The organism is Kitasatospora sp. NPDC088783 (genome assembly GCF_044750705.1).
GTDB classification, from domain to species: Bacteria; Actinomycetota; Actinomycetes; order Streptomycetales; family Streptomycetaceae; genus Kitasatospora; species Kitasatospora fiedleri.
This window is the reverse complement of sequence record NZ_JBIVKJ010000001.1, coordinates 393,295-419,023: the sequence shown is the minus strand read 5'-3', so window position 1 is coordinate 419,023 and position 25,729 is coordinate 393,295. Positions and strand designations below refer to the sequence as shown.

Genomic DNA, 25,729 nt, shown 5'->3' with positions numbered 1-25,729 from the left:
GGCGAGGGAGCCGCGAGCATGGAGCCGACCCAGCACGGAGCACCGTCCGGCGCGAGAAGGACCGACCGCACCCCCTACCTGTACCTGGCGGTGATCGCCGCGGTGGTCGCGGGCGTGGTGGTCGGGTTGGCGGCGCCGGGGTTCGCGGTGGAGTTGAAGCCGGTCGGCACCGGCTTCGTCAACCTGATCAAGATGATGATCTCCCCGGTGATCTTCTGCACGATCGTGCTGGGCGTGGGCTCGGTGACCAGGGCGGCGAAGGTCGGCCGGGTCGGCGGTCTGGCGCTCGGGTACTTCCTGCTGACCTCGACGGTCGCGCTGGGCATCGGCCTGCTGGTGGGCAACCTGCTGGAGCCGGGCAGCGGCCTGCACCTGACGGCGGCGCTGGCCGATTCGGGCCACGCGCAGGCCGCGGCGGGCGCGGAGTCCACCACCGACTTCCTGCTCGGGATCATCCCGACCACCCTGGTCTCGGCGCTGACCGCGGGCCAGGTGCTGCAGACCCTGCTGGTGGCGCTGCTGGTCGGGTTCGCGCTGCAGGCGCTGGGCGCGGCCGGGGCGCCGGTGCTGCGCGGGGTGGAGCACCTGCAGAAGCTGGTGTTCAAGGTGATGTCGATGATCATGTGGGTGGCGCCGGTCGGCGCGTTCGGCGCGATGGCGGCGGTGGTCGGGGCGACCGGCACCGCCGCGCTGAAGAGCCTCGCGGTGATCATGATGGGCTTCTACGCCACCTGCGTGCTGTTCGTGGTCGTGGTGCTGGGCCTGCTGCTGCGGCTGGCCGCCGGGGTGAACGTGTTCGCCCTGCTGCGCTACCTCGGCCGGGAGTTCCTGCTGATCCTGTCGACGTCCTCCTCGGAGAGCGCGCTGCCGCGGCTGATCGCCAAGATGGAGCACCTCGGGGTGAGCCGCCCGGTGGTCGGCATCACGGTGCCCACCGGCTACAGCTTCAACCTGGACGGCACCGCGATCTACCTCACCATGGCGTCGATCTTCGTCTCGGAGGCGATGGACAGGCCGATGTCGCTGGGCGAGCAGCTCTCCCTGCTGCTGTTCATGGTGCTCGCCTCCAAGGGCGCGGCGGGCGTGACCGGTGCGGGCCTGGCCACGCTGGCCGGCGGCCTGCAGTCGCACAAGCCGGAACTCGTCGACGGCGTCGGCCTGATCGTCGGCATCGACCGCTTCATGTCCGAGGCCCGGGCGCTCACCAACTTCGCGGGCAACGCGGTCGCCACCGTCCTGATCGGCCACTGGACGGGCGAGCTCGACCGCACCCGGCTGACCGCCGTCCTCTCCGGCGCGCTCCCCTACGACGAGACCGCCACCGCCGTCCCCGCGTCCGCCGACCTGCCCGCGCAGTCGCCGGGCCCCTCCGCGCAGCAGCCCGTCACCGGCTCCTGAGCCGGAGCACGGAAGGGCCCTGAGACCCGGTCAGGCCCGGTCAGGCACGGACAGGCGCGGTCAGACCGGGTCGGGGGTGGTGCCGGAGAGGGCCCAGGCGAGGCCGGTGGCGGGGTCCTCCAGGGCGAGGTGGAGGTGGCGGAGGTCGTCGGCGGGCTCGGTCCAGGCGAGGCAGTGCAGGCGGGCGACCAGGGCTTCGGCGCGGGGGCGGGAGGGGGCGGTGGCGCCGTCCATCGCGGTGAGGAGCCGCCAGACGGCGAGGCGGCCCTGGGCGGTGCCGCGGTCGGGGCGGGCGGAGGCGAGGTGGACCAGGGCGGGGTAGAGGGCGGCGAACGGGAGCCGACCGCCGGTGACCTCGGGGCCGCCGGCGAGTTGGGCGGCGGCGTCGGCGGCGCGGCCCCGGACGCAGACGGCGGTGGTCCAGCCGGCCAGGGCGGCGAGCGCCTCGGTGGCCGCGAGGCCGGTCAACCGGGCGCCGGGGTTGGGGAGTTCGAGAACGGCGAGCCCTTCCCGGGTGGGCGGGGCCAGGTGCAGGGCGCGCCGGGCCCCGCCGCCGGGCAGGTACTCGCGGACCCGGGTGTCGCGCTCCCAGCCGCCCTCCTCCCAGGGCTGGAGCCGGTACGGGACCCCGGTCTCGTCCGGGGTGTCGTCGCCGGGGTCCTCGCCGAGCAGGGCGCGGGTGTGCGCGGCCAGGCGGCGGATCGCGGGCGGCAGCGGGAGGGCGTCCAGGACGGGCCGGGGGTGGCGGGTGGCCAGCACCTCCCAGAGCGGTCCGGCGTCGTGGTCGGCGGCGGTCGCGGGGGCGCCGGGCCCGCCGTCGGGGTCGAACAGCCGGGCGGCGAGGGCGGCGGGCGCGCCGTACGCGACCAGGTGGCCGAGCGGCCCGGAGAGCGGGTCGCCGAGCGCCCGGGCCAGCCGGAAGCGCTCCAGCAGCTCGTCCCAGCGGCCCTGGTCGGCGAGCCGCCGCCCGGACGGGCCCCACCCGTAGCGCTCCGGCCGCGCGGGCCCCGGCCCGTTCTCCACGATCATCCGCTCAATGTACGACCGTACCGGCGCGATCGACCGGCACCCCGCCGGTGACGGAGTGTCACGGAACGCCGGGCCCGCCCGGCCGGTACGGCTGCGCGCCCATCAGGCCGTGCCGGTACGCGACGGCCACCGCCTGCGAGCGGTCGCGCGCGCGCCGAGCTTGCCCAGGACCCGCTTGACGTGCGTGTTCACGGTGGACTCGGCGAGGTGCAGCAGCGCGGCGATCTCCCCGTCGGGGTGCCCCTCGGCGGCCGGCCGCAGCACCTCGCGCTCGCGGACGGTGAGCGCCGCCGGCGGGCCCGGGTCGACCGGCGGCCTGCTCCCCGCCCCGCACGGCCTCCACCCGCCCGTCGCGCCGCTCGGCTTCACCGTCCTCGCCCTGCCCACCCTGGCCACCACGGCCCTCGGTCTGCACCACGCCCGCCACCGCCGCCTCGCCGCCTCGCCGCCCACCGGGCCCGGATGCTCCGCTCCTGCGCCCTGGTGTTCACCGCCGTCACCTTCCGCCGCTGGCTCCTCCGGCTCACCCCGGCCCCCTCCCGGCCGCCGCCGTCCACGCCTCCGGTGCCCGGGTCTCCTGGCTGCTCAACCCGGCCGTCGCCGAGAAGCCGGTGCGCGGCCCGCGCCCGGCGGCACTGAGCACGGCGGTTCGGGGGCAGTAGGTTCGGTGAGGAGCCCGCCGGCCCCGGCCGGTCCGGCCGGGCGGTCGAGCGGGCCGGACGGGTCGAGCGGGCCGGAGCCGAGGAGCGATGACAGTGGTGGCCATCCGGGAGTATCCGCTGGTGGACGGGCCGGTGGAGGTGCGCGGCGCGCTGGACCTGGAGCGGACGCCGGCGGGGGTGATGCCGCGCCGGCTGCCCGCCTGGACCAAGGAGCAGTACCAGGACCGGTCGGTCTACGGCGGCACCCTGCTGCCCTCGGGGGTGCGGCTGGTGTTCCGCACCGACGCGCGGGTGCTGGAGTTCGAGGTGCTCACCTCCACGGGGCAGCTCGACGGCGCCCCCGAGCCGCAGCCGCCCGGGATGCTGGAACTGACGGTGGACGGCGCCCTGGTCGACCGCCGCCGGGCGCCGCTGGGCCACGTGCTGCGGATGGCGGGCCCCGGGGCCGAGCAGCGGCTGGTGCCGGGGAAGCCGGGGACGGTGCGCTTCGCCGGGCTGCCGGCCGGGATGAAGCGGATCGAACTCTGGCTGCCGCAGCAGACCCCCACCGAGCTGGTGGCGCTCCGCGCCGACGGCGAGGTCCTGGCCCCGCTGCCCGACGGCCGGCCCCGCTGGGTGCACCACGGCAGCTCGATCAGCCACTGCCCCGGCGCCGACGGGCCCACCGGCACCTGGCCGGTGGTGGCGGCCAGGCTCGGGGGCGTGGAGGTGACCAACCTCAGCCAGCCGGGCAACGACCTGCTGGACCCCTACGTCGCCCGGACGATCCGCGACCTGCCCGCCGACCTGATCAGCCTCAAGACGGGCATCAACATCGTGGGCCTGGCCGCCTTCCGGCTGCGGACCTTCGGCCCGGCGGTGCACGGCTTCCTGGACACGATCCGGGACGGGCACCCGGACACCCCGCTGCTGGTGGTCTCCCCGGTGAGCTGCCCCGCCCTCGACACCCGCCCCGGCCCGACCTCGGTGGGCCCGGACGGGAGGATCACCGCCCTGGGAGACCCGGCCGAGCTGGAGCGCGGGGCGCTCTCGCTCCAGGTGGTCCGCGACGAGCTGGCCAGGATCGTGGCCCTCCGGCAGGGGCACGACCCCCACCTGCACCACCTCGACGGACGGGAGCTGCTCGGCCCGGCCGACACCGACGACCTCCCCGACGGACTGCACCCCTCCCCCGCCGCCTACCGCCGCATGGGCGAGCGCTTCGCCGCCCACGCCTTCGCCCCCGGCGGCCCGTTCCACTCCCCCGCACGCACCGGGCCGACCGGCTGAACCGACCGGCTGAACCGGCCGACCGAACCGGCCGTCGGGCTCAGTCGGTCGGGGCCCGGCGGTCGAGGGCGAGCATGGCCGCGGCGACCTCGGCGGCGGCCGTGGCGGGGAGCGCGGTGGCGGCCCCGTCGAGGACGAGGAGGCGGGCGCCGGGGATCTCTCGGGCGAGCGCTTCGCCGTTGCCGAGCGGGAAGAAGCGGTCGCGGCGGCCGTGGACGACCAGCGCGGGCAGGGACAGGGCGGGAAGGCGTTCGCGCCAGCGGGGGGTGCAGTCGAGGCGGGCGAAGACCGTGCCCAGGTGGTTGGCCAGTTGGACGGGGGCCGTGGTGGCGGGGGCGCGGTCCCAGATCCGGGCGGCGGTGGTCCGTGCGGCGGCGGGGTCGTCGCCCAGGATCTCCGCACCGACCGCGGCGAACCGGGCGACGGCCGCGCGGTCGGTCCAGTCGGGCATCGAACCGGCGAACAGCCGCGCCATGGTGGGCCCGTCGTGGTCGGGCAGGTCCGGGTCGGGCGGGCCGGGGGCGACCGGGCGGGTGCCGACCAGGGTGAGGGCCGCGAACGCGTCCGGGTGGTCCAGGGCGGCGACCTGCGCGACCATCCCGCCGACCCCGATGCCCGCGAGGTGGGCGCGGCCCCCGCCGAGCGCGCCCGCCAGGGCCGCCGCGTCGGCGGCCAGGGTGCGCAGGGTGTAGGCGGGCGCCTCCGGGTCCGCCGTCGCCGACTCCCCGCTGTCGCGCAAGTCGTAGCGCACCACCCGGCGCCCGCCGGCCGCGAGGCGCTCGCACAGCGCGTCGGGCCAGGAGAGCATCGTCGGCCCGCCCGCGAGCAGCAGGAGCGGCGCGTCGCGGGCGCCGAAGGACTCGATCCCCAGGACGGTTCCGTTGACCTCGACGGTGCTCATCGGGCCACCCGGCGGACGTGGCGGGTCGGGCCCGGTGTCCCGGCGCTCCGGAGCGGTCCGGGGCCGAGGTGGGGACCGGTGGTGGTGGCGGTGGTCATGGTGCGAGTCATACCAGGTGGGACGGGGCCCGCCGCCGGAACTCATCGCCGCGGCGGGAGGGAGTTCCGGCGGGGGCCCGTGGCGTCCGGCGGCTACGCCCTCCGGCGCAGCGCGAGGGCGGCCAGCGGCGGGGTGGCGGCGAGCAGCAGGCAGCTGGACAGCGGGAGGTGGGCGAGCAGCGCGCCGGTGAGCGCGGTGGCGGTGGAACTCCCGGCGTTGAAGGAGGAGTTGACCCAGGCCCCGGCCCGGGTGCGTTCGGCGGGGGCGGCGAGTTCGTCGGTGAGGAGGTAGGCGGTGGTGAGGGTCGGGGCGACGGCGAGGCCGGCCAGCGCGGCGACGGCGGCCAGGGCCGGGAGGGTGGGCGCGAGGACGGCGAGGGCGAGGGCGGCGGCGAGGGCCGCGGTCAGCACGGTGAGCCGGGTGGCGGCCGGGGCGCGCCAGTCGACCGCGCCGAGCACCAGCCCGCCGGTCGCGCTGCCGGCGGCCAGCGCCGCCTCCACCCAGGCGACGTCCGCGGCGCTGCCGTGGCGCCCGGCGAAGACCACCGCCAGCAGCGAGAACGCCGCCAGGCCCGCACCGGCGCCCGCCGCGGCGGACAGCGGCTGCCGGGCCCGGGCCGGCAGGTGCCGGGTGCCGGAGCGCACGGTGGCCGCCGCGCCCCGAACCGGCACCGGGACGGGCACCTGGACGGCCACCGCCGCCAGGGTCAGCGTGCCGCCCAGGACGAGGGCGGCGCTGAGCAGCACCCCGACGGCCGGGCGGGCCGCGGCGGCGAGCAGCCCGGCCAGCAACGGGCCGGTGACGTACAGGAGTTCCTCGGCGACGGTGTCCAGGCTGTAGGCCCGGCGCCGCAGTTCGGGATCGGCGGCCAGCACGCTCCACTGGGCCCGGGTGACCGGCCCGAGCGGCGGGGCGAGGACGCCCGCGGCGGCGGCGAGGCCCAGCAGCGCCGGGTAGGGGACGCCGGGGCGCCAGGTCGCGGCGGCCAGCGCGAGCAGGGCGGCGGCGTACCCGGCGGCCATCGGCGGCAGGGCCCGGCGCGGCCCGTACCGGTCGACCAGTCCGGCGCGGGTCGGGAAGAGCAGGACGCTGACCGCCGAGAACAGGGCCGTCAGCCAGCCGGCCCGGGCGTACGAGCCGGTGGTGGCGGCGGTGGCGAGCAGCAGGGAGAGCGGCAGGGTGCCGTAGGAGAGGCGGCCGAGCAGGGCGGCCGGGAGGAGCCGGGCGGCGCCGGGGGCGCGCAGCACGGCCAGGTAGGACGCGGACATGGCGGAGTGGTTCCTCAGCGGGGACGGCGCACGCGGTGCGCCGGTGGACGGGGACGCCGGAGCGACCGCGACGCCGGGTGCGGCGTGCGGTCGCGGTGCGGTCCCTAGTCACGGGTGGGGAACATGCCGGTCATGCTAGCGGCGCGGGCCCGCCCCGGCCTTCCCCTTTCCGGTCCGTCCCCGCCGGTCCGTCCCCGCCGGTCCGTCCCCGGTCGGCCGCGGGTCCGGTCAGCCGCGGGTCCGGTCAGCCGCGGGTCCGGTCAGCCGCGGGTCCGGGCCAGCACCCGGGCCGCGTGCGCCTTCCCGGCGTGTTCGACCAGGCTGATCAGGACGTCCTTGCCGGAGGCCCGTTCGCGGGCGTCGCAGAGCACCACGGGGGTCGCCGGGTCGAGGTCCAGGGCCCGGGAGACGTCCTCGGGGCGGAAGGCGCGGCTGCCCTCGAAGCGGTTGACGGCGACCACGAAGGGGATGCCGCGGTGCTCGAAGAAGTCGACGGCGGGGAAGCAGTCGGTGAGGCGGCGGGTGTCGGCGAGGACGACGGCCCCGAGGGCGCCCCGGGCGAGTTCGTCCCAGAGGAACCAGAAGCGGTCCTGGCCGGGGGTGCCGAACAGGTAGACGGACAGGCCCGCGCGGATGGTGATCCGGCCGAAGTCCATGGCGACCGTGGTGGTGGTCTTGCGCTCGACCCCGCCGAGGTCGTCGACGTGGGTGCCGGCGGCGGTCAACTGCTCCTCGGTGCGCAGGGGTTTGATCTCGCTGACGGCCCCGACCAGGGTGGTCTTGCCGACGCCGAAGCCGCCCGCGACCAGGATCTTCAGGGCCAGGTCGGTGCCGTCAGAGGGCGCGGAGCCCATGGATGACCTCCTGGAGGACGTGTTCGTGCGGGAGCAGCTCCGGCGGGACGGGGCGGCTGACCCGGATGTGTTCGGCGTCGAGCAGGTCGCCGAGCAGCACCCGGACCACGCCGAGCGGCAGGTCGAGGTCGGCGGCGATCTCGGCGACGGAGAGGGCGTTGCCCCGGCAGACCGCCAGGATGGCGGCCTGCTCGGGGCCGACCGGCAGCACGGTCGGGTCGGGGACGTCGGTGACGACCAGCGCGATCAGGTCGAAGGACCGGCCGGGGCGGGTACGGCCCTTGGTGAGCGCGTAGGGGCGGACCATCGGACCGGCGTCCTCGTCGTACCACTGGACGGGGCGGGCGGGCGGCGGCGGGTAGCCGAACGGGGAGCCGGGCAGGTAGCGCCGGGGCGGGTAGGCCATCGGAGGTCACCCCTTCTGACGGACGGTCGACGTACTACTGGCTACTGGCTACTGGGCGGTGCAGTGCCGCTCCGGGCCCCGTCGCGGAGTGGTGCCCGGTGCGCGCGTTCCCGCCGCACGCACCGGACACCGCTCCGCGACGGGGCGGAGGTCGCCCGATGCGGCACTAGAAGCCGCGCGGGGCGGCGTGCAGGTGTTCGCCGACCCGGCGGACCAGGCGGGCCATCTCGTAGGCGACCAGGCCGAGGTCGGCGTCGGGTTCGGCGAAGACGGCCAGGCAGGAGCCCTGTCCGGCGGCGGCGACGAACAGGTAGCCGCGCTCCAACTCGACCATGGTCTGGCGGACTTCACCCGCGTCGAAGTGCCGTCCGGCGCCCTTGGCCAGGCTGTGGAAGCCGGAGGCGACGGCGGCCAGGTGCTCGGCGTCCTCGCGGCCGAGGCCGGTGGAGTTGCCCATCGGCAGTCCGTCGGCGGAGAGCATGACGGTGAACCTGACCCGGGCGGCCCGGGTGGCCAACTCGTCCAGCAGCCAGTTGAGTTCGCCGCTCTGGTGGGGGGTGCCGATCATCGGGCCCGGTCTCCTCTGTCGAAGTCGTTGCGGTCGGCGGGCCGGCCAGCGGGCCGGTCCGCGGGCGGCTGGGCGTGGCCGCGCTGCCAGCCGCGCTGGAACGCGGCCATCGCGGTGCGGGCCTGCTCGGGGTCGCGGTCGGCGGCCCGGTCGGCGGGGCGCAGCCCGGGGCGGGCCGGGGCGGGGGCGTCGCGCAGCTGCGGGGCGAGGCTGGCCTGCCGCACCCGGCGCGGGAGTTCGCCCTCCGGCCCGACGGCGGCGGCCGGAACCACCGGAGCGGGCGGCGCGGACGGCGCGGACGGCGCGGACCGCGGGCGCGACCCGGCGGGGTTCGGCGCCGGGGCCGGAGCCGGGACCGGGGCGAGCGCCTGGGACAACGTCCGTACCGTCGGCGTGAGTTCGGGAACGGCGGTCAACTCCCGCACGTCCGAGAGTTTGTCACCCTCACGCAGGTCGAGCAGGTCGAGCGGCAGCAGCACGATCGCGGTGGTGCCGCCGTACGCGGAGGGGCGCAGCGAGACCCGGACGCCGTGCCGCTTGGCGAGCCGGCTGACCACGAACAGGCCGAGGCGGTCGCTGTCGAAGAGGTCGACCTGTTCGCTGGCGTCGATCCGCCGGTTGGCGTCGGCGAGTGCTTCGGGGCCCATGCCGAGGCCGCGGTCCTCGATCTCCAGGGCGTAGCCGTTGCCGACCTGTTCGCCGCGGATCTGGACCTTGGTGTGCGGGGGCGAGAACCCGGTGGCGTTCTCGACGAGTTCGGCGACCAGGTGGGTGAGGTCAGCGACGGCGGGGCCGGTGACGGCGGCGGGCGGGAGGCGGTGGACGTCGACCCGGGCGTACTCCTCGACCTCGGCGACGGCGGCCCGGACCACGTCGGTGAGCGGGACGGGCTTGCGCCAGGCCCGGCCGGGGGCAGCGCCGGAGAGGATGATCAGGCCCTCGGCGTGGCGGCGCATCCGGGTGGTGAGGTGGTCGAGCTTGAACAGGTCGTCCAGTTCGGCCGGGTCCTCGGTGCGGCGCTCCATCGCGTCCAGCAGGGTGAGTTGGCGGTGCACCAGGACCTGGCTGCGGCGGGCCAGGTTGACGAACACGCCGGAGACGCCGGAGAGCACCTCGGCGCGTTCGACGGCGGCGGTGACGGCGGCCCGCTGGACGCTGTCGAGGGCCTGGTGGACCTGGCCGATCTCGTCGCCGCCGTGCTCGCGCGGCGGCACCTCGGCGTCCACGTCGACCTCCTCGCCGGAGCGCAGCCTGCGCATGGTGGCGGGCAGGGTGCGCCCGGCGAGTTCGAGCGCCGAGTTGCGCAGGGCGTGCAGCTCGGCGACCAGGCCGCGGCCGACCCGGACCGAGACCAGCAGCGAGGCGAGGACCGCGAGCAGGCCGAGCAGCACGGTGGCGCCGGAGGGGGTGAACAGGCCCAGCGCGTACGGGTCCGCGCGGGCGGCGGCGGTCGCGCCGGCCTGCCGTTCGAGGGCGGCCAGGGCCTGCCCGGTGGTGTCGGTGACGGCGGCCCAGCGGGTGGCGGGGACGGCGGCGAGGGCGGCGTCCGGGTCGGCGGCGGCCAGCAGCGCCTCCTCGTAGCGGCGCAGTTCCTGGTACTCGGGGCCGTCGGTGAGGACGGCGAGCGCGGCCCGGTCGGCGGGGCGCAGGTCGGGGACGGCGGTCCGCTCGAACTGGGCGCGGGCGTACGCGGCCTGGACGATCTGCCGGTACCCGGCCTCGGTGAGCCGGCCGGCGCGCTGGGCGGCGCGCAGCAGGGCGTCCTCGCGGGCGAGCTGCTCGCGGGAGCGGGCGAGTTCGAGCAGGACGCGGGCGTCGGCGGCGACCCGGTGGTCCTGGAGCGCGGTGAGCGAGCCGGTGACGGCGAGGGCGTCGTCGACGGCGGCGGTGTAGACGGTGAAGGCGTCGCTCCAGGGGACGTCGCGGTCGAGCAGGCGGGCGCGCAGCGCGGGGAGGGCGGCGACGGCGCGTCCGAGGGTGTCGAGTCGGCCGGCGGCCTCGGGGCCGAGCCCTTCGGCGTCGGCGCGGTTGTAGTCGGGGGCCAGGGTGAGCGGGGCGGCGGCCAGGTCGGTCTGCCGGGCGGTGCCGCGCAGCGCGGCCTCCTGGTCGGGGCCGGGGGCGGCGAGGAACTGTCCGGCGGCGGCGCGTTCGGCCTGGAGGGCGACGGCGGTGCGGTCGAGGGGGGTGCGCAGGGCGGCGTCGACGCTCTTGATCCGCCGCAGGTCCCGGACGTCGCCGGCGGTGGTGACGGTGGCGAACGCCCACAGCGCCATCACGGACACCACCGGGACCATCAGCACGGCGACGATCCGGGCCCGGACGGTGCGCGGCCGCAGCCCGGGCCGGGCGGGCGCCGGGGCGGTGAGCGGCGTCTCGTCGGCGGGCGGCCCGGCGTGGGCCCCGCGCCGGGGTGCGCCGGGCCGGGCGCGGGCGGGGCCGCGCGGGTGGCTGGGGGCGGGCGGTCCGCTGCGGGAGGTGCCTCGGCTTGCGCGCATGGGTGTGGGACGGCCTTTCGGGCTTCGGGGGGTCGTCGGGGCGGCGGTCGTACGGGCGCGGTCGGGCGCGCGGCTGCGGACGCGCCGCGGGCGTACGGGCGCGGTCGGGTGCGGCGGAAAGGCGGGCGCGGGGGTCAGGCGGCGCGGCCGAGTTCCTCGACGGCGAGTTCGCCGGCCTCGCGGTAGGCGGCGTGCTCCTGCGCGGTCGGGGAGAGCGCGACGAAGGCGGAGGTGAGGAAGAGGAAGGAGCCGAGTCCGACCGCGAGCGGGAAGACGAACTCCAGCGGGGTGGCGCCGCCGAGCCCGGTCCGGGCGGGTTCCAGGTGGACGTGGACGGCGGCCATCCCGGTGTAGTGCATGCAGCTGACGGCGACGCCCATCACCAGCGCGGCGGCCGCCGCCGCGTACGCGTTGCGGATGGTGACGGCGGCCCAGAGCGCGGCGGTGGCGGCGCCGACCGCGATCAGCACGGACAGCGCCACCGTGCCCGCCTGGTAGCGCAGTTCGCCGTGGATCCGGACGGCGGCCATCCCGAGGTAGTGCATCCCGGCGACGCCGACGCCGGTGATGAGGCCGCCGAGCAGCAGGCTGCGGCCCCGGTGGCGGCCGTAGCCGACCACGAACACCCCGAGGCCGACCACGGCGACCGCGACCAGCAGGCTGAGGACGGTCAGCGGGACGTCGTAGCGCAGCGCGGTGCCGTCCACGGTGAAGCCGAACATCGCGACGAAGTGCATCGTCCAGATCCCGGAGCCGATCGCGGCGGCGGCGGTGAGCAGCCAGTTCCGCCGGGAGGCGCCGGTGGCGGACAGCGCCCGCAGGGTGCAGCGCAGGCCGAGGGCGGCACCGGCGCAGGCCATCGCGTAGGAGAGCAGCGGCGTGAGCCAGCCGAAACTGAAGTGGTCCATCGATCCCATCGGGTGCCTCCTGCGAGGGACGGACGCCGCTCGCCCGAGCTCGTGCGGTCCAGGAATCGTGGACGCTACCCAGAGTTGACGAATGGTCACCAGAAGATGTGAAAAGCACTACGGACGATGGGCGTTGTGTGCTCGAATGGCGCGACGACGTGTGCCTCCGCGCACGCCCCCGCACGCGCCCCGCGCACGTTCCGACCCCCGCCGCGCCCCGGCCTCCTGCCCCGCCGGGCGACGGACGAGCGACGGACGGACCGGCAGCCGAACGGGCAACGGGACGGGCAACGGGACGGGCCGGGACCGGACCGCGTACGGGGCGCGCGCCGGCCGGGCACGAACGGCCCGGCGAAACCGGAGTGCGCACTGTCCTCCGGACCCGCTACTCTCCGGCCGAACCGTCGCGCGGCGCAGCGGAGTCCCGCTGCCGCCGGAGGCCGACGGCCGTCGTCCGCCTTCCCCCGCGTGCTCCCGCACGCCCCCGCCAGAGGAACTCCGTGTCCGTACCCGTCACGCCCCCGCCCGCCGACCCCGCCGCGCCGGCGGCCTTCCCCGCCGCGCCGCCCGCGGGCGCCGAACCGGCCGGGTGGGCGGCGCCCGCCGCGTCCGGCCCCCAGCCGGGCCCGTTCTGCCGCTTCTGCGGTTCCGTGCCCGCCGCGAACGTCACGGTCCGCGGCCACCAGGGCTTCCTGGTGATGATGCGGTTCCTGCGGGTGCCCGGCCCGTTCTGCCGGGACTGCGGGACGGCGACCCTGCGGCGGATGACCGCGGACAGCCTGTGGCAGGGCTGGTGGGGCGTGGCCTCCGCGGTGATCAACCCGGTCACCATGCTGATGAACCTGGTCGTCTGGCTCAAGCTCCGGAAGCTGCCGGCCCCCGTCCCGGGCGCCCCGGGCACGCCGCTGCCCACCGGCCGCCCGCTGTACCTGCGGCCGCAGGTCCTCGGCCTGCTGATACCCGTGGTCGCCGTCGGCGCGCTGCTCTACAGCATCCAGCAGGACCCGGACTACGCCGACGTGGGCGACTGCGTCCACAACAGCGGGTCCACCCTGTCCCCGGACGTCTCGGTCGTCGACTGCGGCGGCTCGGACGCCGACTTCCGGGTCGTGGGCCGGCTCTCCTCCTCCGACGCCGACGCCTGCACGGCGTTCCCCGAGGCCGAGGCCGGCTACTGGGTGGACAAGGGCAGCAGCTCGTACACCCTGTGCCTGGCCAGCGTCACGCCCTGAGCCGCCCCCGCACCGCCGGTGCTCCGTGACACCGGCACCCTGTGACACCGGCCCCCCGTGACACCCGCACCGCCCGTCCCCGCGCCCGCCGCGTCGGGGGCGGGCGGTGCGGCGTCCGCCGTCCGCCGTCCGCCGTCAGCCGCGCGGGGTGAGCCTGACCCGGACGGGGCCGTGCAGCTCCAGGGTGATGCCCTGGGCGAGCGGGACGTCCCGGTCGATCGCGGTGACCTCGAACTCGCGCAGCAGGGCGGCCAGCGCGAGCACCGACTCCAGCATCGAGAAGTGCTGGCCGATGCAGGCGCGCGGGCCGCCGCCGAACGGGAACCAGGCGTAGCGGTGCCGGGCGGCCTCCCGTTCGGGGGTGAAGCGCTCGGGGTCGAAGCGCTCCGGGTCCTCCCAGTGCCCGGGGTGCCGGTGGGTGACGTACGGGACGACCAGGACGTCGGCGCCGGCCGGGATGGTGACACCGCCCACCGTGGTGGCCTCGACGGCCCGGCGGCCGACCGAGGGCGCGGCCGGGAAGAGCCGCATGGTCTCCTTCAGCACCCTTGTCAGGTAAGGGAGTTCGGCGTAGTCGGCGGCGGTGGGACGGCGGCCGTCGGCGAGCAGTTCGGCGGCCTCCCGGTGGGCGCGGGCCTGCTGCTCGGGGTGCTTGCCGAGCAGGTGGAGGGCGAAGGTGAGCGAGGTGGCGGTGGTCTCGTGGCCGGCCAGCAGGAAGATCAGCACCTGTTCGCGCAGTTCGGTGGGGTCCAGCCGGTTGCCGTCCTCGTCGCGGGCGGCGGCCAGCAGCGCGAGCAGGTCCCGGCCCTCGCCCTTCCCATCCGTCCTGTCCGTCCCGTCCGCCCCTTCGGCCCCTTCGGCGGCGCGGCGCGCGATGATGCCGTCGCAGACCTCGTACAGCGCGCGTTCGGCGGCGAGCGCCTTGCGGTGCCCGGGCAGCGGCCACTGCCGGGGCAGCCGCAGCGGGGAGAAGCCGCGGTCGCGGACGAAGCCGTTCAGGACCGGGAAGGCGTGGTGGACCGTCTCGACGGCCTCCTCGACGTCCTGGCCGAACAGGATCCGGGCGACGGTGCGCAGGGCGAAGCGGTTCATCTCCTCGCCGAGGTCGACGACGCCGTCGGGGGCGGCGGCCCAGCGGGCGGCCAGGGCGGCGGTCTCGGTGCCGATCGCGTCGGCGTAGCCGTCGACCCGGCGGCGGGTGAACAGCGGTTGGACCAGGCGGCGCTGGCGCAGGTAGTCGGCGTCCTGGGCGGTGAGCAGGCCGTTGCCGAAGCTCTCCCGGATCTCGCCGTAGAAGACGTTGTCCTTGCGGAAGTTGGCGGCCTCGGTGGCCAGCACCTGCTGGGCGCCCTCGGGCGAGAAGACCATCCAGAGCTCGGCGCGCAGCCCGGGCGGGCCGGCCTGCACCCGGATCACGTCGCCGTGGTCGCGGCGGGCGGCGAGGTAGGTGCCGAGCGCGTCGCGCTTGAGGTCGAGCAGGGAGCCGATCAGCGGCAGCCCGGCCGGGCCGGGCACGCGGGTGGCGGTCATGGGGTCCCCTCCGTCGGACGAACCCCCGTGCGGTGGAGGTTCGCTGAAACCGCGTCAGTATCTCCCGGGCGGCCGTCGGGGGGCGAGGGGGCAGCGCGGTGGGGACGGCGGGGTCTTGAGGTATTGCACATGCAACCCTTAAGTTCGGCTTAAGGTCGCTTGTGCGATGAGACAGCAGTCCTGGACCCCGCAGCTGCGGCACTATGATCGCCTGATCGCACCCCACCCTCGCACTCCGCTCCGGCCCGCCACCGTCCACCACGACCAGGGGAAACCATCCATGCGCAGCGTCAGACGACTCCTCGCCGCCTCCGCCGTCCTCGCCCTCGCGGCCGGCCTGACGGCGTGCAGCAGCTCCGGCAGCGGCTCCGCCTCGAACAGCTCCGCCCCCGCCCGCCCCGAGGTCAAGGGCACCGTGACGGTGTTCGCGGCGGCCTCGCTGAAGGAGTCCTTCACCGAGCTGGGCAAGCGCTTCGAGGCGGCCTACCCGGGCACCACCGTGACCTTCAACTTCGGCGGCTCCTCCGCGCTGGCCCAGAGCATCGTCTCCGGCGCGCCGGTGGACGTGTTCGCCGCGGCCAGCCCGGCCACCATGAAGACCGTCACCGACGCCAAGCTGACCGGCGGCGACCCGACCGTGTTCGTCCGCAACACGCTGGAGATCGCCGTCGCCAAGGGCAACCCCCGGCACATCGCCGGCCTGAAGGACCTCACCGGCGTCAAGACCGCGCTGTGCGCCAAGGAGGTGCCGTGCGGCGCCGCCGCCGTCACCGCGCTGAACGCGGCCGGCGTGCAGCTCACCCCCGTCACCTACGAGCAGGACGTCAAGGGCGCCCTGACCAAGGTCGAGCTGGGCGAGGTCGACGCGTCGCTGGTGTACCAGACCGACGTCAAGGCCGACGCCGACAAGATCGAGGGCGTGAACTTCCCGGAGGCCGCGCAGGCCGTCAACGACTACCCGATCGCCGCCCTCGCCAAGGCGCCCAACAGCAACGGTGCCGCCGCGTTCCTCGGCTACGTCGGCTCCGCGGACGCCCGCCGGGTGCTCACCGAGGCCGGCTTCCAGACGCCGTGACCCGGCCCGGCACCCCCCGCACCACACCCGCACCACACCCCCGGGGCCGGCGGCGGCCCCGGGGGGCCGGGCGGGTCCCCGCCGCGCTGCTGCTGCCCGCGCTGCTCGGCCTGGCCTTCCTGGTCCTGCCGCTGCTCGGGCTGCTGGTGCGCGCGCCGTGGAGCGCGCTGCCCTCGCTGCTGACCGGCACCGAGGTGTGGCAGGCGCTCAAGCTCTCGCTGCTCTCGGCGACCCTGGCCACCGGCGTCGCGCTGGTGCTGGGCGTGCCGCTGGCCTGGCTGCTGGCCCGCACCGAGTTCCCCGGGCGGCGGCTGGTGCGCGCCCTGGTCACCCTGCCGCTGGTGCTGCCCCCGGTGGTCGGCGGCGTGGCGCTGCTGCTGGTGCTCGGCCGCAACGGCATCCTGGGCCGCTGGCTGGACGCCTGGACCGGCGTCACCCTCCCGTTCACCACCACCGGCGTGGTGGTGGCCGAGGCGTTCGTCGCGATGCCGTTCCTGGTGATCAGCGTGGAGGGCGCGCTGCGCGCCGCCGACCCGCGCTACGAGGAGGCCGCGGCCACCCTCGGCGCCTCCCGGCTGACCGCGTTCCGCCGGGTCACCCTGCCGCTGGTCGCCCCGGGCATCGGGGCGGGTGCGGTGCTGGCCTGGGCCCGGGCGCTGGGCGAGTTCGGCGCGACCATCACCTTCGCCGGGAACTTCCCCGGCCGGACCCAGACCATGCCGCTGGCGGTCTACCTGGCCATGGAGTCCGACCCGGAGGCGGCCATCGCGCTCAGCCTGATCCTGCTCACCGTCTCCGTCGCCGTCCTCGCCGGGCTGCGCGACCGTTGGATGTCCACCCCGTGAACCCCGTGACCCCCGCGAGCCCCGTGAACCCCGTGAACCCCGCGAAGAAGCCTCCCGCTCCCGCCCTGGACGCCGAACTGCGCGTCACCCGGGGCACGTTCACCCTCGACGTGCCGCTGGCCGCCGAGCCCGGCGAGGTGCTCGCCCTGCTCGGCCCGAACGGCGCGGGCAAGTCCACCGCGCTGCGCGCCCTGGCCGGGCTGCTGCCGCTCACCGACGGGCACCTGCACCTGGACGGCACGGCGCTGGACTCCCCCGCGGACGGCGTGTTCCGGCCCGCCGAGCAGCGGCCGATCGGCGTGGTCTTCCAGGACTACCTGCTCTTCCCACACCTGTCCGCGCTCGACAACGTCGCCTTCGGCCCGCGCAGCCGGGGCCTGCGCCGGGCCACCGCGCGCGCCGAGGCGCTGCCCTGGCTGGAGCGGATGGGCCTGGCCGAGCACGCCGGGCACCGCCCCGCGAAGCTCTCCGGCGGCCAGGCCCAGCGGGTCGCGCTGGCCCGGGCGCTGGCCGTCCGCCCGCGGCTGCTGCTGCTGGACGAGCCGCTGGCCGCGCTGGACGCCCGCACCCGGCTCGACGTCCGGGCCGAACTCCGCCGCCACCTGGCCGAGTTCGAAGCCGTCGCGGTGCTGGTCACGCACGACCCGCTGGACGCCATGGTGCTCGCCGACCGCCTCGTGGTGATCGAGTCCGGCCGGGTCGTGCAGACCGGCCGCCCCGCCGAGGTGGCCCGCCACCCGCGCACCGACTACATCGCCCGGCTGGTCGGCCTCAACCTCTACCAGGGCACCGCCGCCGGCCGGCAGGTCACCCTCCCCGAGGGCCAGGTCCTCAGCACCGACGAGGAGTTGACCGGCCCGGCGTTCGTCGCCTTCCCGCCCGACGCGGTCACCCTGCACCGGCACCGCCCCGAGACCAGCGCCCGCAACCTCTTCCCCTGCACCGTCGCCGGCCTCGACCTGCACGGCGACCGCTTCCGGGTCGACCTCACCGGCCCCCTCCCGCTGGCCGCCGACCTCACCCCCACCGCCGCCGCCGAGCTCGACCTCACCCCCGGCACCCGGGTCTGGGCCGCCGTCAAGGCCACCCAGACCCACGCCTACCCGGCCTGAACCAGGCGCTCCCCCGGGCCGTGGACCGCGCCGTTCGCGTGCCGTGAAGCACGCGGCCCGCGTGCCGTCCGCGTGCGGTCCGCGTGCCGCCCGCCCTCGCGTACAGTGGCGGCCATGCATCGCGGCGTCCTGCCCCCTCCCGCTCGCTGAGCGGGCGGCCGGCCACTTCCTGAGCCCGCCCGGGCCCGTCGTCCCCTCCGGACGGCCGCCCCGGGCCGGTCGGTGCCGCCCGCTTCCGTGGCCCACCGACCATGACGGCTTTCCGGGAGTCCACCCGTGTCCTCGTTTCCTTCCTCGCACCCCTCCGCCCTGCCCGCGCGGCGGGGCCTGCTGTACGTCGCCCTCGCCGCCACCGCCTGGGGCACCGCCGGGGCGGCGGCCGCGCTGCTGTTCCCGCGCAGCGGTCTGGGGCCGCTCGCGCTCACGTTCTGGCGCTCGGTCGGCGGCGTGGCGGTGCTGCTGGCGCTGCGCCCGTTCACCGGGCGGGCGGCCCGGCCCGCACCGCGCCCCGCCGCGGGCCGCGTCCTGCTCAACGGGCTGGGGCTGACGCTGTTCCAGAGCGCGTACTTCCTGGCCGTCCGGCACACCGGGCTGGCCGTCGCCACCGTGGTGACGCTGGGGGCGGCGCCGGTGCTGGTGGCGCTCGGCGGGCGGCTGCTGATGGGCGAGCGGCTGGGCCGGGCCGGGCTGGCCGCGGTGGCCGGGGCGCTGCTGGGCCTGGGCGTGCTGGTGCTGGGCGGCGGCTCCGGCCGCGGCGGGGTCGAACCGGTCGGCCTGGCCTGGGCGCTGGCCTCGGCGGCGGGCTACGCGGCGATCACGGTGGCCACCCGCCACCGGGCCTCGCGCACCGCCGTCCCGGACGACCCGGCGACCACCACCCTGTGGTCGTTCGCGGTCTGCGCGGTGTGCCTGTTCCCGTTCGCGCTGGCCGAGGGCCCGCTGCCGTCCACCGGCGCGCTGCCCTCGACGCTGCTGCTGCTCGGCTACCTGGCCACCGTGCCGACCGCGCTCGCGTACGCGCTGTACTTCGCGGGCGCGGCGGTGATCCGGGCCGCGACGGCCTCGGTGGTGGCGCTGATCGAGCCGCTCAGCGCCACCGTGTTCGCCGCGGCCGTGCTGGACGAGCCGCTCACCCCGGCGGCGCTGCTGGGCACGGCGGTGCTGCTGCTGTCGGTGACGGCGCTGGCCCGGGCCGAGCTGCGCGCGGGCTGAACGGGACGGGCGGACGGGCGGCTCTCCGCCGCCCGTCCGCCCGTCCGCCCGTCCGTCCCTCCGTCCGGTCAGCCGCAGTGCGAGGCCAGGACGGTGGTGTCGGCGACCTTGCTGTTGCTCGGGTCGTCGACGCGGCCGTAGACCATGACGCAGCGGTTCGCGGTGCCGGTGACCTTCGCGGGACCGGCGTACCAGGCGAAGTTGCCGTCGTCGCTGTCGGACTGGTCGTAGCTGCAGAAGTCACCGGCGTGGGTGCCGGCCACGCAGCGCCAGAGGTAGACGGCCTGGTACTTGGTGACGCCCGAGGCGAAGTGGGTGTCGACGGCGGCCGCGCAGTTGGTGCCGCCGTTGGCGCTGGAGTAGTAGAGGTACAGCTCGCCGTACTTGGTGCCGGTGCCGTTGTCGGTCTTGAGGTCGTAGGTGCCGACCAGGCTGCCGCTGCAGCCGTACGTGTCGGCGGCGCTCGCCTGCGGCGCGAGGGAGATGCCGCCGAGGAGCACGAGGCCGGCGGCGGCCAGGGCGGAGAACGTCCTGCGCATGGGGGTACTCCTGGGGGTCGGGGCGCGGTCCGGTGCGGTGGGGGCGCTGCGGTGGGGGCGCTGCGGTGGAGAGGGGCTGCGGTGGAGAGGGGCTGCCGGTACGGGAGTTCAGCCGCAGTGGACGTCCAGGCGGTACTCGTAGGCGGTCTCGATCTCGCCGCCCCAGTCGATGCACCGGCCGGCCGCGGAGACGTACACCGGGCCCGCGTAGGTGGTGTAGTCGCCGTAGTCGCCGATCCAGTTGGCCGAACCGGCCAGCCTGACCAGGGCGTTCATGTAGAGGGCGGCGCCCGGCTGGTTCCGGACGGTCACGACGCAGTTCTTCCCGGTCGCGCTGCTGTAGGTCAGGAAGACCGTGCCGTAGCCGTTCAGCGTGAGGTGGTCGATCTCCCGGTACCCGCTGCCGCAGGCGCTGTTGTAGGAGGCCGCCTCCGCGGTGCCGGGGGCCAGGACCACACCGGCCACCGAGGCCGCCGACAGGAGGGCGGCCGCGGTGGCGCGGCCCGTGAACGTGCGCAACGGGTGTTCTCCTTCGAACGTGCTTCTTCTGACGGGGAGTCGGTGGGGCCTCCGCCGAGGTCCGCACCCGTCCGGGACGTTAGGAGGCCGGGATAGCGCGGCCGTATCGCGGCTTCCCGGGCCCGGTCGCGACCGCCGTCCGGCCCCCGGGAGGCCGCGCGATCGGAGCGATCCGGCCGCGCCGCCTCCCCTCGTCAGCACGGGTCCGCCACCGGCCCCGTGATCATCGGCGGGGCCTCGCCACCCGGCGGCCCGGGGGTCGCCGCGCAAGCGGTGCCCCGACCACCCGGGTGGACGCCCGGTACGGCCACCCGAGCGCGGCCCTGCCGGCCACCTGGGATTACCACCCCGAGGGCGAGCGGCCGGCCGGGGCGGGCGCGCAGCCGGCCGGTCCCTCGGTGACGGCGCAGCTGGAACTCGTCCTCCGGGGCACCGATGACCGGGCGGCGCGGGCCGGTTCGGGCGGACGGACGGACGGACCGTCAACGGGCGGGCGGGCGAGCGGTGCCGGAGCGCGGCTGCGTCGGCGCGGCGGTCCGGGAGCCGACCGGCGCCGCGGACGGTGAGATCGGCGGCCCGGTGTTCGCGGAGGACGCCGAGTTCACGACGCTGGAGCAGGCCCAGAACGACGAGCGGACCCGGGCGGTGATCCGCCAGTGGTCGCCGTGCACGACGGAGGCCGGTTTCGACTGCCCGGACCCGCTCGCGGCCCTGAGCGACCCGCGGTGGCGCAGGACGCCGCGGCCGACCCCGCAGGAGCTGAGGATCGCCACCGCGGACGCCGGCTACCGGCGGCAGGTGATCGAGGCCGACCCGGAGGCGACGGCGAAGGCGAAAGCCGCGGTGGAGTTCCAGGTGGCGGCGGCGGCCCGGGTGACGGCCGGCCGAGCGACCGGCCGCCCGGGGGCGGCTGCTGACGGGACATCACAGCCGTTCGCATCACGGGCAAATCACCCGGACTCCCGCTGACGCCACGTCGGCGGGAGTTATGATGATCACACGTGCACCGCCCCCGGGGCGGCTGTCCGGCCTGCCCGGATCTCCGCTGTCCGTGCACATGGTGAAGGAACTCCCCGCCTCATCGGAAGTTCCCCGGAACGAACTGTCGATCCGCCAGGTGAGGAGAGCCCGTGGCCCGCAGACCGCGTCCAGTCGATCCCGCCGACGGGCCCGTCCCCGCCTTCGCCCACGACCTCCGACTGGTCCGGGAACGGGCCGGCAACCCCACCTACCGCGTGCTCGCCGAACGGGCCGGATTCGGCGCCACCACCCTCAGCGACGCGGCCGGCGGCGTCCGGCTGCCCAGCCTGGAGGTGACCCAGGCCTACGTCGGGGCCTGCGGCGGCGACGTCGAGGAGTGGACGCGGCGCTGGAACGAACTCGACCGTGAACTCGGCCGCGGGGCCGGGGCCTCGTCTCCGGCCCCGGCCCCGGCTGCGGAGAAGGCGGCGGACACCGCACCGGCGGCTGCGGAGAAGCCGGCCGTCGAGGGGACCACGACGGACGACGCCCCGGGCTCGGATTCGGGCTCGGGTTCGGGCTCGGCTTCGGGCGACGTCGTCACCGGGGCGGTCCCGCTGTCCGGACACCCGTCGGCCGAGACGGTGCACGACGGTCGACGGCCGCGCTGGACGACCGCCGGGACGGCCGCCCTGCTCGTCCTCACCGTCGTCCTGGCCCTGGTCGCGGCACGGACGTCCGGTTTCGGCCACAGCCGGAGCGCGACCGAGAACGCCCTGACCTCGACCGTGTCCGCCGCGAACGCGACGCCGAACCCCAACGCGGCCGACTGCCCGGTCGCCACCCTCACACCGTCCACGGCCGTGTTCTCCGGCACGACCTACATCGAGAGCACCCGGCTGCGCGCCGGAGCCAGCCTCAGCGCCGACGTCGTCCTCCAACTGCCCGCGGGCTGCCGCCTCCAGCTCACCGGCTTCTGCCTGGGCGACATGGTGATCGACGCCACCTCCGGCTCGCCCGACGTCCGCTGGTTCAGGACCGCGACCGGCGGCTACGTCTCCTCCGCCGTGATCCACGGCAACCCGCCCGGCGACCTCCAACCCACCGACTGTCCCGATGCGGTGGCCCCGCCCGCCTCGATCACACTCACCGTCACACCGGGCTCCGGCTCCGGCCAAACGCCCGGCCGCTACGAACTCCACGCCACCGGAGACCGCCTGGGCATCGTCGGCTACGCCGCGTACCTGCCCAGGACGGGCAGCACGTCCCAGTGGCAGCAGATCGGCATGTCCGCGGACGCCTCCGCCGGGTTCCCCGTGCCCTGGCAGCCCGGCCCGGCCCCGGACGGCACCGACCCGCAGACCGCGGTGGGGGTGGTGGCCGTCGCCTGCTTCGGCGGCGAGGGCCCCAGCAGCATCGCCGACCAACGCCTCGTCCCCCGCACGGTCACCGGCCCCCTCCAGGTCGCCGAACTCGGCGAGACCGAACTCGCCCGCGCCCGCAAAGCAGCCTGCCGCTACCCGGACACCGCCCGCGGCTGACCCCCCACCGGCCCGGCCCCCTCCACCCCGCAGCCGCGCGACGCAGCAGCCGGGCCGCGACATTCCGGCCCCCGACCCGCCGCGCGGTTGCCCCGACCCCGGACAAGACCCGCCGAAGACGGCGCAACCTGGAACGCCGACGACCGGAGAACACGCGCGGGCGGGAGGCGGCGACCGGAGCGCGGGCAGGGAAAGGGCGTCGGCCGGGGAACGCGCAAGCCGGGAAGGGACATCGGCTGGGAACCCGAACCAGGAAGGGACAACCGCCGGAGAACGTACCCCGGCAGGGGGCGACGGCCGTAAAGCGCTTACCGGAAAGGGACGGTAGCCGGAGAAGGCGCGCCAGGAAGGGAGGCCACCGGAGAACGCGGGCCGGAAACGGCAGCCCCCGGAGAGTACGCGCCGGAAACGGCAGCGGCCGGAGAACGCGCGAGCCGGGAAGAGGCGCCCCCGGAGAGCACCCGCCCAACAGGCGAGGCGACCGCCGGAAAGCGCGCACCGGGAGGGGCCGCGATCCCCGCGCGACTCAGACGCTACGGCGGGCGTGCAGGATGTGAACCGGCGGCGGCGGCGGGCGCCGGCCCGCCGTCGCCGTCGTGTCCACAACCGCCTTCCGCCACCCGAGGAGAACGGTGAGACCCACCCGCTTCCCGCGTCGCGCAGACGTGCTGGCCACCGCCGCACGCGCCCTCACCGCCCCGGCCACTGTCACTGCCACCACGGCCTCCGCCGGTGTCGGCCGCACCTGCGCGGACGCTCCGGCCCACAACCCTCCTGGGCAGCAACGAGTTCGAGCACAGCTGCGTCGGCGAGGCCGGGTCCGTGCGGAGCGCGTCCGCCGTGTCGATCCCCGCCCCCGCCACCCCGGACCCCGCCGACGGCTACCGCGCGACGGCTACGCCGCCCCGGTCGCGGCCACCCTGGTCGCGGCCACCCCGCACACCCCGTACACCCCGGCCCGGCTCTGCGGCGGCGGCTACCTCGACACCATCTGGACCAGCGGCTGAGCTCCCGTCGCACGGGATTGATTGACCGAGCGGCCCCGACCCCCCGGTCAATCCGCCCCCGGCCCCACCCTCGCCACCTGTCACCCCACCGTCCCGCCCCCACCCCCGCCGCCTCGACCTCGGCCCCGAGGACCATCCCGAAGGCCATCGCGAAGACCGGAATTGATTGACCGACACCGCGAGATCCGCCGGTCAAAACCGCCCGGGCATAGAACGGACCACGCCGGGTGGCCGTCGGGGGACGGGCCCCGCCGTCCGGCGAAGCAGGCCGAGGTGTCAGGGGAGGCGTGGGGGATGGAGTTCGGGATTCTCGGACCGCTGCTCGTACGGGACGAAGGGGGGAGCCGTTCGGTCCCGGCGGCCAAGCAGCGGGCGCTGCTCGCGGCGCTGCTGGTCCGGCGGGGGCAGGTGGTGCCGACCGAGGTGCTCGCGGACACGGTCTGGGACGGGTGTCCGCCGCGCACCGCCGCCACCACGCTGCGCAACTACGTGATGCGGCTGCGCAAGGCGCTCGGCGAGGCCGGTGAGCGGCTGGCCACGGAGGCGGGCGGCTACCTCCTCGACGTCCGCGCCGAGGAGTTCGACACCGACCGGTTCACCCGGCTGCGCGACCTCGGCCACGCCCGGTTGCGCGAGGACGATCCCGGGCGGGCCGCCGCCCACTACGAGCAGGCGCTGGCGCTCTGGCGCGGACCGGCCCTGGTCGACGTCCCCTCCGAAACGCTGCGCCGGGCCGAGACCGGCTGGCTCACCGAGGCCCGGCTGGACGTGGTGGAGGGCCGCACCGAGGCCGGGCTGGCGCTGGGCCGGCACACCGAACTGCTCGGCGAGCTGCGGTCGCTGACCGCCGCGCACCCGGAGCGGGAGCGGCTCTGGGCGCAGTTGATGACGGCCCTGTACCGCAGCGGCCGCCAGTCGGAGGCGCTCGCCGTGTACGGGCGGGTCCGCCGGGTCCTGGCGGAGGAGCTGGGCGTCGACCCGGGCCGCGAGCTGCGCGCCGTGCACGGGGCGATCCTGCGCGCCGACCCGGCCCTGGCCGCACCCGTCCGGCCCGCCCGGGCCCGTGCCGGGTTCGTCACCCCCTTCCAACTGCCGCCCGACCTGACCGACTTCACCGGCCGGACCGCCGAGGTCGCCGACCTCGCCGCCCGGCTGGCCGAGGCGGGCGGGGGCGCCGGGTGCCGGGCGCCGCTGATCGCGGTCGTCAGCGGCCAGCCGGGCGCGGGCAAGACCGCGCTGGTCCAGCACGCCGCGCACGCCGCCCGCGCCGGGTACCCGGACGGCACCCTCTACGCCGACCTGCGCGGCAGCCGGCCGCGGTCCGCCACCCCGCACGCCGTGCTCGGCGGCTTCCTGCTCGCCCTCGGGGTGCCGGCCGCCGTCGTGCCGGCCGACACCGAGGCCCGGACGGCGCTGTTCCGCTCGCTGCTGGCCGGGCGGCGGACGCTGGTGGTCCTGGACGACGCCCGGGACGGCGCCCACGTCCGGCCGCTGCTGCCCGCCGGCCCCGGCAACGCCGCGCTGGTCACCGCCCGCACCCGGCTGCCCGACCTCGGCGGGACGCACCCCGTCCACCTCGGGCCGCTGCCCGCGGACGAGTCCCGGGAGTTCCTGGCCCGGCTGCTCGGCCCGGCCCGGGCGTCCGCCGAACCGCGGGCCCTGGCCCAACTCGCGGCCGTCTGCGGCGGGCTGCCGCTCGCGCTGCGGATCTGCGGGGCCCGGCTGGCCGCCCGGCCGTCCTGGGCCGTGCGGCACCTGGTGGAGCGGCTCGCGGACGAGGACCGGGCCCTGGACGAGCTCCGGCTGGGCAGCCTGGACGTCCGGGCCGTCTTCACGGCGGGCTGCGCGGCCCTCGACCCGCCCACCGTCCGCGCCTTCCACCTGCTCGCCCTCGCACCGACCGGCACCGTCGGCCTGGCCACCGCCGCCCGGCTGCTCGGCGAGTCCCCGGTCCGCGCCGAACGCGTCCTCGAACGGCTCGCCGACGCCGGTCTGCTCACCGCCCGGGAGCCCGGCCGCTACCGCTACGAGCCGCTGATGCGGGCCTACGCCCGCGAACTCGTCCGCCACCGCCCCTCCCCCGCCCGGCCCGGCCCCCGCGCCCCCCGCCGCGCCGCCCTGGTCGGCTGACCCGCGGCGGCCCGCGGCGGCGACCCGCGAGGGCGGCCCGGCGCTCAGGTGCCGGACGGCCCCGCGGGGTTCCCGACCGCCGCCTTTTACCCTCACCCTCATCCTCACCCTCACCCGCGCCCGGAACGGAATCCGCTTTTCCGAATTGGCGTGCGCATGGAAAATAACCC

General features: G+C 76.5%; 23 protein-coding genes. 11 read left to right on the top strand and 12 right to left on the bottom strand.

Annotated elements, in window-relative coordinates; all coding sequences use genetic code 11:
- Nucleotides 1-18 precede the first annotated feature (18 nt).
- Nucleotides 19-1,398 carry a cation:dicarboxylate symporter family transporter gene (locus tag ACIP60_RS01770; RefSeq protein WP_400678961.1) on the top strand — a complete coding sequence of 460 codons (1,380 nt, stop codon included), beginning with the start codon at nucleotides 19-21 and terminating at the stop codon, nucleotides 1,396-1,398.
- A gap of 60 nt (nucleotides 1,399-1,458) precedes the next feature.
- On the opposite strand, the gene ACIP60_RS01765 is transcribed toward ACIP60_RS01770, so the two are convergent.
- Nucleotides 1,459-2,427 (bottom strand): hypothetical protein, encoded by a 969-nt coding sequence (locus tag ACIP60_RS01765; RefSeq protein ID WP_400678960.1) that lies wholly within the window; start codon nucleotides 2,425-2,427, stop codon nucleotides 1,459-1,461.
- 102 nt (nucleotides 2,428-2,529) lie between these two features.
- A complete protein-coding gene (locus tag ACIP60_RS01760) occupies nucleotides 2,530-2,814 on the bottom strand; it encodes a helix-turn-helix transcriptional regulator (RefSeq protein WP_400678959.1) in 285 nt (94 codons plus the stop codon).
- 362 nt (nucleotides 2,815-3,176) lie between these two features.
- Here ACIP60_RS01760 and ACIP60_RS01755 point away from each other — a divergent pair, with 362 nt between their 5' ends.
- Nucleotides 3,177-4,358 carry a GDSL-type esterase/lipase family protein gene (locus ACIP60_RS01755; protein ID WP_400678958.1) on the top strand — a complete coding sequence of 394 codons (1,182 nt, stop codon included), beginning with the start codon at nucleotides 3,177-3,179 and terminating at the stop codon, nucleotides 4,356-4,358.
- Between the two features lie 40 nt (nucleotides 4,359-4,398).
- Here ACIP60_RS01755 and ACIP60_RS01750 read toward each other — a convergent pair whose 3' ends face one another.
- From ACIP60_RS01750 to ACIP60_RS01720, 7 genes are all read right to left on the bottom strand, one after another.
- Entirely contained in the window at nucleotides 4,399-5,259 is an 861-nt protein-coding gene (locus ACIP60_RS01750; protein ID WP_400678956.1) for an alpha/beta fold hydrolase, read from the bottom strand.
- Between the two features lie 191 nt (nucleotides 5,260-5,450).
- The gene (locus ACIP60_RS01745; RefSeq protein ID WP_400678955.1) at nucleotides 5,451-6,626 is read right to left on the bottom strand and encodes an MFS transporter; all 1,176 of its coding nucleotides are present in this window, start codon (nucleotides 6,624-6,626) and stop codon (nucleotides 5,451-5,453) included.
- A 260-nt stretch (nucleotides 6,627-6,886) separates the two neighbouring features.
- Complete coding sequence (locus ACIP60_RS01740) at nucleotides 6,887-7,480, bottom strand: GTP-binding protein (protein WP_400678954.1); 594 nt, start codon at nucleotides 7,478-7,480, stop codon at nucleotides 6,887-6,889.
- Nucleotides 7,461-7,886 (bottom strand): DUF742 domain-containing protein, encoded by a 426-nt coding sequence (locus tag ACIP60_RS01735; RefSeq protein WP_400678952.1) that lies wholly within the window; start codon nucleotides 7,884-7,886, stop codon nucleotides 7,461-7,463. Before ACIP60_RS01735 ends, ACIP60_RS01740 begins: the two co-directional genes overlap by 20 nt.
- A 166-nt stretch (nucleotides 7,887-8,052) precedes the next feature.
- The gene (locus ACIP60_RS01730; protein WP_100839600.1) at nucleotides 8,053-8,454 is read right to left on the bottom strand and encodes a roadblock/LC7 domain-containing protein; all 402 of its coding nucleotides are present in this window, start codon (nucleotides 8,452-8,454) and stop codon (nucleotides 8,053-8,055) included.
- Entirely contained in the window at nucleotides 8,451-10,949 is a 2,499-nt protein-coding gene (locus ACIP60_RS01725) for a nitrate- and nitrite sensing domain-containing protein (RefSeq protein ID WP_400678950.1), read from the bottom strand. Before ACIP60_RS01725 ends, ACIP60_RS01730 begins: the two co-directional genes overlap by 4 nt.
- 134 nt (nucleotides 10,950-11,083) lie before the next feature.
- Nucleotides 11,084-11,866 (bottom strand): MHYT domain-containing protein, encoded by a 783-nt coding sequence (locus ACIP60_RS01720; protein WP_400678949.1) that lies wholly within the window; start codon nucleotides 11,864-11,866, stop codon nucleotides 11,084-11,086.
- Between the two features lie 491 nt (nucleotides 11,867-12,357).
- Between ACIP60_RS01720 and ACIP60_RS01715 the strand changes: the two genes are divergently transcribed.
- Nucleotides 12,358-13,089: a hypothetical protein gene (locus tag ACIP60_RS01715; protein WP_400678947.1), complete on the top strand. Its 732-nt coding sequence runs from the start codon at nucleotides 12,358-12,360 to the stop codon at nucleotides 13,087-13,089.
- Nucleotides 13,090-13,224: 135 nt separating this feature from the next.
- On the opposite strand, the gene ACIP60_RS01710 is transcribed toward ACIP60_RS01715, so the two are convergent.
- The gene (locus tag ACIP60_RS01710; protein WP_400678946.1) at nucleotides 13,225-14,619 is read right to left on the bottom strand and encodes a cytochrome P450; all 1,395 of its coding nucleotides are present in this window, start codon (nucleotides 14,617-14,619) and stop codon (nucleotides 13,225-13,227) included.
- A 280-nt stretch (nucleotides 14,620-14,899) separates the two neighbouring features.
- Between ACIP60_RS01710 and modA the strand changes: the two genes are divergently transcribed.
- The 4 genes from modA (at nucleotide 14,900) to ACIP60_RS01690 (ending at nucleotide 18,863) form a co-directional block, all read left to right on the top strand.
- A complete protein-coding gene (gene modA, locus ACIP60_RS01705) occupies nucleotides 14,900-15,694 on the top strand; it encodes a molybdate ABC transporter substrate-binding protein (RefSeq protein ID WP_400678945.1) in 795 nt (264 codons plus the stop codon).
- Nucleotides 15,691-16,539, top strand: a complete 849-nt coding sequence (locus ACIP60_RS01700) for an ABC transporter permease (protein WP_100839606.1) — start codon at nucleotides 15,691-15,693, stop codon at nucleotides 16,537-16,539. The genes modA and ACIP60_RS01700 overlap by 4 nt, the downstream gene beginning before the upstream one ends.
- A 32-nt stretch (nucleotides 16,540-16,571) precedes the next feature.
- On the top strand, nucleotides 16,572-17,651 hold the full coding sequence (locus tag ACIP60_RS01695; protein WP_400678943.1) for an ABC transporter ATP-binding protein: 1,080 nt from the start codon (nucleotides 16,572-16,574) through the stop codon (nucleotides 17,649-17,651).
- Between the two features lie 276 nt (nucleotides 17,652-17,927).
- Nucleotides 17,928-18,863, top strand: coding sequence for a DMT family transporter (locus tag ACIP60_RS01690; RefSeq protein ID WP_400678942.1), 936 nt, complete (start codon nucleotides 17,928-17,930; stop codon nucleotides 18,861-18,863).
- Between the two features lie 68 nt (nucleotides 18,864-18,931).
- On the opposite strand, the gene ACIP60_RS01685 is transcribed toward ACIP60_RS01690, so the two are convergent.
- Together ACIP60_RS01685 and ACIP60_RS01680 are read right to left on the bottom strand one after the other, a co-directional pair.
- Entirely contained in the window at nucleotides 18,932-19,402 is a 471-nt protein-coding gene (locus tag ACIP60_RS01685; RefSeq protein WP_400678940.1) for a hypothetical protein, read from the bottom strand.
- Nucleotides 19,403-19,510: 108 nt separating this feature from the next.
- Nucleotides 19,511-19,921, bottom strand: a complete 411-nt coding sequence (locus ACIP60_RS01680) for a spore-associated protein A (protein WP_400678939.1) — start codon at nucleotides 19,919-19,921, stop codon at nucleotides 19,511-19,513.
- A gap of 504 nt (nucleotides 19,922-20,425) precedes the next feature.
- On the opposite strand from ACIP60_RS01680, the gene ACIP60_RS01675 reads away from it, so the two are divergent.
- From ACIP60_RS01675 to ACIP60_RS01660, 4 genes are all read left to right on the top strand, one after another.
- Nucleotides 20,426-20,890, top strand: a complete 465-nt coding sequence (locus tag ACIP60_RS01675; protein WP_400678938.1) for a hypothetical protein — start codon at nucleotides 20,426-20,428, stop codon at nucleotides 20,888-20,890.
- A 161-nt stretch (nucleotides 20,891-21,051) separates the two neighbouring features.
- Nucleotides 21,052-22,422, top strand: coding sequence for a helix-turn-helix domain-containing protein (locus ACIP60_RS01670; protein WP_400678936.1), 1,371 nt, complete (start codon nucleotides 21,052-21,054; stop codon nucleotides 22,420-22,422).
- Between the two features lie 632 nt (nucleotides 22,423-23,054).
- On the top strand, nucleotides 23,055-23,429 hold the full coding sequence (locus ACIP60_RS01665; RefSeq protein WP_400678934.1) for a hypothetical protein: 375 nt from the start codon (nucleotides 23,055-23,057) through the stop codon (nucleotides 23,427-23,429).
- A gap of 294 nt (nucleotides 23,430-23,723) precedes the next feature.
- Nucleotides 23,724-25,559 (top strand): BTAD domain-containing putative transcriptional regulator, encoded by a 1,836-nt coding sequence (locus ACIP60_RS01660; RefSeq protein WP_400678933.1) that lies wholly within the window; start codon nucleotides 23,724-23,726, stop codon nucleotides 25,557-25,559.
- Nucleotides 25,560-25,729 lie beyond the last annotated feature (170 nt).

Coding starts and splice junctions, on each gene's coding strand:
- ACIP60_RS01770 (WP_400678961.1), top strand. CDS start 19: ATGGAGCCGACCCAGCACGGAGCACCGTCCGGCGCGAGAAGGACCGAC.
- ACIP60_RS01765 (WP_400678960.1), bottom strand. CDS start 2,427: ATGATCGTGGAGAACGGGCCGGGGCCCGCGCGGCCGGAGCGCTACGGG.
- ACIP60_RS01755 (WP_400678958.1), top strand. CDS start 3,177: ATGACAGTGGTGGCCATCCGGGAGTATCCGCTGGTGGACGGGCCGGTG.
- ACIP60_RS01750 (WP_400678956.1), bottom strand. CDS start 5,259: ATGAGCACCGTCGAGGTCAACGGAACCGTCCTGGGGATCGAGTCCTTC.
- ACIP60_RS01745 (WP_400678955.1), bottom strand. CDS start 6,626: ATGTCCGCGTCCTACCTGGCCGTGCTGCGCGCCCCCGGCGCCGCCCGG.
- ACIP60_RS01740 (WP_400678954.1), bottom strand. CDS start 7,480: ATGGGCTCCGCGCCCTCTGACGGCACCGACCTGGCCCTGAAGATCCTG.
- ACIP60_RS01735 (WP_400678952.1), bottom strand. CDS start 7,886: ATGGCCTACCCGCCCCGGCGCTACCTGCCCGGCTCCCCGTTCGGCTAC.
- ACIP60_RS01730 (WP_100839600.1), bottom strand. CDS start 8,454: ATGATCGGCACCCCCCACCAGAGCGGCGAACTCAACTGGCTGCTGGAC.
- ACIP60_RS01725 (WP_400678950.1), bottom strand. CDS start 10,949: ATGCGCGCAAGCCGAGGCACCTCCCGCAGCGGACCGCCCGCCCCCAGC.
- ACIP60_RS01720 (WP_400678949.1), bottom strand. CDS start 11,866: ATGGGATCGATGGACCACTTCAGTTTCGGCTGGCTCACGCCGCTGCTC.
- ACIP60_RS01710 (WP_400678946.1), bottom strand. CDS start 14,619: ATGACCGCCACCCGCGTGCCCGGCCCGGCCGGGCTGCCGCTGATCGGC.
- modA (WP_400678945.1), top strand. CDS start 14,900: ATGCGCAGCGTCAGACGACTCCTCGCCGCCTCCGCCGTCCTCGCCCTC.
- ACIP60_RS01685 (WP_400678940.1), bottom strand. CDS start 19,402: ATGCGCAGGACGTTCTCCGCCCTGGCCGCCGCCGGCCTCGTGCTCCTC.
- ACIP60_RS01660 (WP_400678933.1), top strand. CDS start 23,724: ATGGAGTTCGGGATTCTCGGACCGCTGCTCGTACGGGACGAAGGGGGG.